This is a genomic window from Bifidobacterium biavatii DSM 23969, assembly GCF_000741165.1.
Lineage (GTDB): Bacteria > Actinomycetota > Actinomycetes > Actinomycetales > Bifidobacteriaceae > Bifidobacterium > Bifidobacterium biavatii.
This window is the reverse complement of the sequence record NZ_JGYN01000035.1, coordinates 1-8,060: the sequence shown is the minus strand read 5'-3', so window position 1 is coordinate 8,060 and position 8,060 is coordinate 1. Positions and strand designations below refer to the sequence as shown.

Annotated in this window: 4 protein-coding genes and 2 pseudogenes; 4 read left to right on the top strand and 2 right to left on the bottom strand. The window is 65.5% G+C overall.

The window, feature by feature from the left end; genetic code table 11:
• The 4 genes and pseudogenes from BBIA_RS15130 to BBIA_RS11625 all read left to right on the top strand — a co-directional run.
• Positions 1–1,476, top strand: a pseudogene (locus tag BBIA_RS15130) (hypothetical protein); the annotation flags it as partial.
• A gap of 156 nt (positions 1,477–1,632) precedes the next feature.
• Positions 1,633–3,687, top strand: a pseudogene (locus BBIA_RS15125) (beta-ketoacyl synthase N-terminal-like domain-containing protein); the annotation flags it as partial.
• A gap of 131 nt (positions 3,688–3,818) precedes the next feature.
• Positions 3,819–4,265, top strand: a complete 447-nt coding sequence (locus tag BBIA_RS11630; protein WP_033493487.1) for a holo-ACP synthase — start codon at positions 3,819–3,821, stop codon at positions 4,263–4,265.
• A gap of 271 nt (positions 4,266–4,536) precedes the next feature.
• The gene (locus BBIA_RS11625) at positions 4,537–6,351 is read left to right on the top strand and encodes an alpha-amylase family protein (protein WP_033493489.1); all 1,815 of its coding nucleotides are present in this window, start codon (positions 4,537–4,539) and stop codon (positions 6,349–6,351) included.
• 457 nt (positions 6,352–6,808) lie between these two features.
• Here BBIA_RS11625 and BBIA_RS11620 read toward each other — a convergent pair whose 3' ends face one another.
• Both BBIA_RS11620 and BBIA_RS11615 read right to left on the bottom strand, forming a co-directional pair.
• Positions 6,809–7,090, bottom strand: coding sequence for a holin (locus tag BBIA_RS11620; RefSeq protein ID WP_081892378.1), 282 nt, complete (start codon positions 7,088–7,090; stop codon positions 6,809–6,811).
• Between the two features lie 12 nt (positions 7,091–7,102).
• Positions 7,103–7,996, bottom strand: a complete 894-nt coding sequence (locus BBIA_RS11615) for a GH25 family lysozyme (RefSeq protein ID WP_051924031.1) — start codon at positions 7,994–7,996, stop codon at positions 7,103–7,105.
• Positions 7,997–8,060 lie beyond the last annotated feature (64 nt).

The window sequence follows — 8,060 nt, the reverse complement described above, 5'->3', positions numbered from 1 at the left end:
GGTATTGCCGCGCCGGTCGCCGACTTCGACGCCGACGAGGCGGCGCGCAATGCGGCTGTGGTCGCGACCGTCACCGCCGAACTCGGCGCCGACTGGCCGCAGCAGGTGGAGCCCCGCTTCGACGCGAACAAGGCGATCCTGTTCGACGACCGCTGGGCGTCCGCCCGCGAGGACCTTGCCCGCGCGTTCTACGACGGCAATCCGGCGCTGCTCGATGGTAGCTTCCGCGGCCTCGGCAAGGCGATCGCCGACGAGGCTCGCTGGTTCGCCGAGCGTGCCGAGACAGCGATTCAGAAGCTGGCGGCAGCCTCGGCTCCCTCGGCTGAGGGCCGAGCCGTGAAGCAAACGCCGGAGGCGTTTGTAGGCGAGGTGCGAGCGACAGCGAGTCAGCAGAGCGCAGCCGCAGGCCGTCCGCAATTGCAGGACGCTGTCGAGCGCAGCGAGACTGAGGGAGCGTACACCCGATCCGCTCAAGAAGCCGCAACCGCCCTTAAGGCCGCATTCGAACACATTGCGGCCGAGGCTCTCGAACCGGTATCCGATGACCCGACATCGTCGCGCTTCGCGGGCGACATCGCCGTGGTCACCGGCGTTGCACCGAATTCGATCGCAGCGCAGGTCGTCGCGGGCCTGCTCGCTGGCGGCGCGACCGTCATCGCCACGTCGCACAGCTTCAAGCCGAGTGTCAAGGCATGGGCGAAACTCACGTACCGCACGCACGCCACGGCCGGCGCGAAGCTCTGGCTGGTTCCGGCGAACCTGTCCAGCTATCGCGACGTCGACGCGCTCGTCGACTGGGTTGGCCACGAGCAGAAGAAGACGAGTGGCGCGACCACTACGATCCTCAAGCCTGCGTACGAGCCGACCCTGTTCTTCCCGTTCGCCGCGCCGCCGGTGCACGGTACGATGGCCGACTCCGGCGAACTGTTCGAATCGCAGGCGCGCCTCATGCTGTGGGGCGTCGAACGCGCGATCGCTGGGCTTGCGAAGATCGGCACGGACACAGACGTGCAGCACAAGATGCACGTCGTGCTGCCCGGCTCGCCCAATCGCGGCGTGTTCGGTGGTGACGGCGCGTACGGCGAGGTCAAGTCCGCGTTCGACGCGATCGTCAACCGTGCCCGCTCCGAGCGCGTGTGGTCCGACCGCGTGACGTTCGCCCACCCGAAGATCGGCTGGGTGCGCGGCACCGGGCTCATGGGCGGCAATGATCCGCTCGTCGACGTCGTCGAAAAGCACGGCATCCGCACGTACTCGACCGCCGAAATCGCGGCCAAGCTGCTCGACCTGTGCACCGCCGCATCGCGCGCGGCCGCCGCGAAAGCGCCGCTCGACGTCGACCTGACCGGCGGTCTCGGCAACGAACCGATCGACATCCGCGCGTTGCGTGCGGAGGCCGAAGCTGACGCGACTCAGAAGCAGGCGGCAGCCTCGGCCCCCTCGGCTGAGGGGGCTGTCGACCGCAGGTCGACTGGGGGAGCGTCTGCGGCGGCAGCCGCCAACAACAGCGCGACCGAAGGTCGTCTCTCTTCCGCCGTTGCGGCTTCGTCGAGTGCTTCAGCTTCTACGCTCCCTCAGTCTGCTGCGCAGACAGCTCCCTCAGCCGAGGGAGCCGAGAATCCTTCCGGAGCCACGCTCAAAGCGCTGCCCACGCCGAACGTCCCCGCACAGCCGGCCGTCGATCTGGCCGACTGGGCGCACGTCACCGCGCGTCCGGAAGACGAGGTCGTGATCGTCTCCATCGGCGAACTCGGCCCGTGGGGCTCCGGCCGCACGCGCGCCGAAGCCGAGCTCGGCATCCGTTCCGACGGCACGGTCGACCTGTCCGCCGGCGCGGTGCTCGAACTCGCGTGGAACATGGGACTGCTCACCTGGCAGGACAGCCCGAAGCCCGGTTGGTACGACACCGATGGCAACCTCGTGCCCGAGGAAGACATCCACGACCGCTACCACGACGAGGTTGTGGCCCGCTCCGGCATCCGCCCGTTCGAGGACGGCATGGGCAACGACTACCGCGCGTCCGACGGCGGTCGCCACGGCAACGACGAGGAGGAGGCCGAGGTCTACCTCGACCACGACGTCACCTTCTCCGTGCCGAGCGAGGACGCCGCGCGCGAATACGTCGCGCTCGACGCCGCACACACGACCATCGCCCGCGACACCGAATCCGGCGAGTGGAACGTGACCCGCCACGCCGGTTCGATGATCCGCGTGCCGCGCCGTGTCACCATGACCCGCACGGTCGGCGGCCAGTTCCCGACCGGCTTCGACCCGGTCAAGTGGGGCATCCCCGCCTCGATGGTCGGCGATGTGGATCGCATCGCGCTGTGGAACATCGTCACCACCGTGGACGCGTACCTGTCCGCCGGATTCACTCCGGTGGAAATCCTGCAGGCCATCCACCCGTCGATGGTGGCGAGCACGCAGGGCACCGGCTTCGGCGGCATGATGTCGATGCGCAAGCTGTACCTCGACCGCTTCCTCAACCACGAGATCCCCACCGACATCCTGCAGGAGGCGCTGCCGAACGTCGTCGCCGCGCACGTCATGCAGTCGTACGTCGGCGGCTACGGCAACATGATCCAGCCGGTCTCCGCCTGCGCCACCGCCGCGGTGTCGCTCGAAGAAGGCTTCGACAAGATCAAGCTCGGCAAGGCCGACTTCGTGGTCACCGGCGCGATCGACGACATCGGCGTGGAATCCGTGATTGGCTTCGGCAATATGAACGCCACCGCGAACTCCGCCGAAATGTACGGCAAGGGCATCGACGCGCGGTTCTTCTCCCGTGCGAACGACCGTCGCCGCGGCGGCTTCGTCGAATCCCAGGGCGGCGGCACGATCCTGCTCACGCGAGGCGACATCGCGGCGCGGCTGGGACTCCCGGTCGCCGGCGTCGTCGGCTACGTGCACTCATTCGCGGACGGCGCGCACACGTCGATCCCGGCCCCCGGCCTCGGCGCGCTCGCCGCGGCCCGCGGCGGACGCGACTCGAAGCTCGTGCGCGACCTGGCCGCGCTCGGCGTCGCGCCGGACGACATCGCCGTGGTCTCCAAGCACGACACGTCCACTAACGCGAACGATCCGAACGAATCCGAGTTGCACAACACGATCGCCCACGCGATCGGCCGCACCGACGGCAACCCGCTGTTCGTCATCTCGCAGAAGACGCTCACCGGCCACGCGAAGGGCGGCGCATGCGTGTTCCAGATCAACGGACTGACGCAGCTGTTCCGCACCGGCGTGATCCCGGCGAACGCGGCGCTCGACTGCGTCGACCCGAAGATGGCGCGCGACGACCACATGGTGTGGCTGCGCACGCCGCTTGCGATCGGCGGACGTGCGGTCAAGGCCGGACTGGCCACGTCGCTCGGCTTCGGCCATGTTTCCGGATTCGCGGCGATCGTGAACCCGGGTGCGTTTGAGGCGGCCGTGGCGAACGCGGACGGCGAGGAAGCGCTGGAACAGTGGCGCGAACGCGCGAACGCGCGTCTCGCCGCCGGCCAGCGTCGGCTTGAGGAGGGCATGATGGGCCACGCCGCGCTCTACGAGCCGGTCGAGAACCGTCGCTTCCGCAAGGACGGCACGCGTCTGCCCGACGGTTCGCGCTACGACGCGCACGAGGTCGAAAAGGCCATGCTGCTCGATCCGGACGCGCGTCTGAGCGCCGACGGCTTCTATGAGGCCTGATTCGCTCGACTCGCCTGATCGCCGACCTTGACTGGCTGATATGGCCCTCTTGTTCGCAAGGGGGCCATATTTGGTTTTATTGTTGACCTTATTGTTGGTATGCGGATATGCGTATGGAGAAGGAGCGCGGCATGACATTCGGCCTGGGACACGACGTGGTGGACGTGACGGCATTCTCGGACCAGCTGGCGGAACCCGGTTCGCGCATGCGCGCGCTGTTCTCTGTGCGCGAGCTGCGGCAGGCCGTCGAACGCGCGCGGACCAAGCGCGACGGCGAAGCGGTGCATCTTGCGGCCAAGTGGGCAGGCAAGGAGGCGGTGCTCAAGGCGTGGTGCGAGGCGATGCCCGCGTTTTCGGTAGCTCGTTCGCTGCCGTATACGATCGACGACTTCCCGTGGGCGAGGATCGAGATTCTCGACGACGCGCTCGGCGTGCCGCACGTCGTGCTCGCCGACGACGTCGCGCGTGAGCTGCGGCTGTCTCTGTCGGGCGGGGGAGCGGGCGCGCTGACGTGGCACGTGTCGCTGTCACACGACGGGCCGGTCGCGTCGGCCGTGGCGATGCTGGAGATCGGGTGATCGACGGGCTGCGGACGTTCCGTCGTTCTGCAGTTCCGACGTCCTAATGATCGGGCGGATGCGTCGGCTGCGTGACTGATCTGCCTGCCGTCGACGGCCGGATGCCGTAACGGTGGCGATCGTCGTGCTCCGCCGTCGTGCGTTGCGTTCGGCGATGGCGTGCGCCGCGTGTCGAACCGGTTTTATGTCGAACCGGTTTGATATAACAAAATCCGTACGTCAAAGGATTGACGAGAAGAAGAGCCCATTCGCAGACGAAGGAGTTTCGCACATGGCACAGGCAACCGCAACCGACGACATCTTCACCACCCGTCTCGCCCGTCACCGCGACGAACTCGAGCGTCTGTTCATGAGCCTCTACCACAACGAAGAGGCGTTCGGCACGCTGCTTGCGGCCATGGAAAGCGCCGCCAAGGACCGCCCCGCAGATTTGAAGAAGCTCGACGTCGCCCGCGAGGCTGACCCTGAATGGTACAAGCGCGGCGACATGTTCGGCATGACCATGTATACCGACCTGTTCGCCGGTAATCTCAAAAAGCTCGCCGACAAGATCCCGTACCTCAAGGAACAGAAGCTCACCTACCTGCACCTCATGCCGCTACTGCAGATGCCGCACCCGAACAACGACGGCGGCTACGCGGTCGAGGACTTCGACAACGTCGACCAGTCCATCGGCACCAACGAGGACCTCGCCGCCCTCACCAAGAAGCTGCGCAAGGCCGGCATCAGCCTGTGCCTCGACTTCGTGATGAACCACACCGCGTCCACCCACCGCTGGGCCAAGGCTGCGCAGGCCGGCGACCCGGAGTACCAGGACTACTACTTTTGCTACGACGACCGCACCATTCCCGACCAGTACGACGCCGTCGTGCCGCAGGTCTTCCCCGGCTCCGCGCCCGGCAACTTCACGTGGAACGAGCAGATGCAAAAGTGGGTTATGACCCAGTTCTACCCGTTCCAGTGGGACCTCAACTACCGCAACCCGAAGGTGCTCGTCGCCATGATGTCGAGCGTCATGCACCTCGCTAACCTCGGCGTCGAAGTGTTCCGCATCGACGCGGTGCCCTACATCTGGAAGGAGCTCGGCACCAACTGCCGGAACCTGCCCACCGTGCACACCATTGTGCGCATCCTGCGCATCATCCTCGAATGCGTGTGCCCGGCCGTCGTGCTTAAGGGCGAGGTCGTCATGGCCCCCAAGGAGCTCGCCGCATACTTCGGCACGCCCGAAGCGCCCGAATGCCACATGCTGTACAACGTGTCGATCATGGTGAACCTGTGGAGCGCGCTCGCCAGCCAGGACACGCGCCTGCTCAAGGCGCAGATCGACAAGCTCAACGCCTTGCCCGAGAACTGCTGGTTCGTCAACTACCTGCGCTGCCACGACGACATCGGCTGGGGTCTCGACGAGGATGTGGAGCGGCAGATCGGCATCGACCCGCTCAAACACAAGGAATTCCTGTACCACTTCTACGAGGGTGCGGTCCCCGGCAGCTGGGCCATGGGCGAACTGTACAACTACGACTCGGCCACGGCCGACGCGCGCAGCTGCGGCACCACCGCCAGCCTGTGCGGCATCGAACGCGCGATCATCACGCACGACAAGCCGGCCCTCGACAAGGCCGTCGACCGCGACCTGCTCATGCATCGGGCCATGTCGTTCCTGCGCGGCTTCCCGATGCTCAACTGCGGCGACGAAATCGCTCAGCTCAACGGCTGGGACTACAAGGAGGACCCGGACCGCATCGAAGACAGCCGCAACCTGCACCGCAGCAAGTTCGACTGGGGCAAGGCCGAGCTGCGCAACGAGCCCGGCACGCTGCAGAACCGCCTGTGGGAAGGCATGGCAAGCCTGCGCGAGATGCGCGACGACCCGTGCTTCGCGCCCGACGCGTGGGTGTCGACGTGGGACACGTTCAACGACGCGGTGCTCGCCGTCGTCCGCCAGATCCCGGGCGAGACAATCGTCGGCCTGTTCAACTTCTCCGGCTACCCGCAGCACGCCCACCTCAACGGCTCCCAGTACGTGATGGACGCGCTCGACGCCGACCTCGACCCGTACGAGGCCAAGATCATCCGCCGCTAACGTCGCGGCGCCGCTCCTGCGCCGTGCTCCCCTGAAAATAAACGCATCGCCCGCATCGTGCGCGGGCGGTGCGTTCTTCGTTGTCGTTTCCGATCGCAGCGTTTGCCCGCATAATCGTTGTTGCAGTGTGGTCACGATGCCGTTTGGATACAAGAAAACCGGCGGGATTCCGCCGGTTTTGAGTGGAGCGGATGACGGGAATCGAACCCGCGTAATCAGTTTGGAAGACTGATTACGCTACTCCCGTAAGCCTTACTGCCAGTTGACGTTCACGGCCCAACGATCCGGTTAGGTCACACTATGGTCATGCTAACGTTTCTGCTGCGTTTTGGTGCTGGATTGGCTCCAGCTACCAGCCATGATACCGGTGTTCGCGCGCAAACGAAAAATGCCCCGTTCAACATTGCCGATCGTGACCGGCAATGTTGAACGGGGTGCCTCTAGGCGTCGAGCGGGCTTACTGTCCTGCGATGGTGGCGACGTTGTGGCCGTCGTCGACCTCGGGGATGCCTGCCGTGCTGGTGAGGAGGCTGAGGATTGCGGCGAGTCCTGCGGTGCCGGCGATGACGCGCCAGTCGACCGAGCCGATCAGGGTGGTGGTGCCGATGGCGGCGACTGCGGACTGGGCGGCGGTCTTAACCGCGCGGATCGCCGCGGCTTTCACCCATAGGATGAGGTTTTCGGCCTCGCTGCCGTCGATGAGATCGTCGAGATCTGGTTTGCCGTCGTTCTTGACCATGATCGTGTTCCTTTACTTGTCGATGCGGATGCCGAACGCGTCGGGGTTTTCGACCTTGTTCTGGCCGGGCTTGCCTCTGAGCGCGCCCCATTCGACGACCTTGGCGCCGGACTGCTTGAGCACGTTGATCGTGTCCTTCTGGTCTTCGGGGTCGTGGAACGCGCGCCATGTGCCGGCGAGCACGTTCGCCACGCAGATCGCGCCGCTGTACTGGAAGAGGATATGCGTTGCCTTCATATCGCTGATGACTCCTTCGATGAGACTGGTATTGGTGGTTGGTTTGGTGGTGGTTGTGGTTTTGCCGCCGGTGGCGTAGGCCTGCCATGCGGCGCGGTCTCCGTAGAACTTGTTCAAATCAAGACTGCCGTTCCAGCCGGCGAGTTGGCCGCTGCTCGTGTACTGGCGCATGGCGCAGCTGTACGCTCCCTCGTTCCACGGGGTCGACTGGTAGCCGGTGGGCGTGTAGTTCGCGTACTGGGCGACCCACAGGCCGCAGTTTTTCCGCACGTCCTCGGGTATCTGGCTGATCGCGGATGATTGCACGTAGACGAACGGCCATATGCCAATACGCTCGTGGATCCGGTTCACCCATTGGCGGACCCACGAGCCGTCGCCCCACGCGGCGTTCCCGCCGGACTCCCAGTCGAGCACGGGGATGGCCTTGCCCTTGTACGGATTGAACGTGTTGAGGAAATGGTCGGCCTCCTTGATCGCGTTCCCTCCGCTGGCGTAGTGGTAGGCGCCGAGCAGCTTGCCGGCTCGCGCCGCGCCACTCATCTGCGCGTTCCATGCGGGGTTCACGTAGCCGACGCCTTCGGTGGCTTTGACGATGACGAAATCACACGGCACTTTGGTGAGATTGATACCGGACTGCCAACTGGCGATGTCGATGCCGTTTAACGCCATACATGCTCCTTTCCGCCCGGTTCCGGGCATGAAAAAGGCCCGAACGCGGACTTGCGTTCGGACC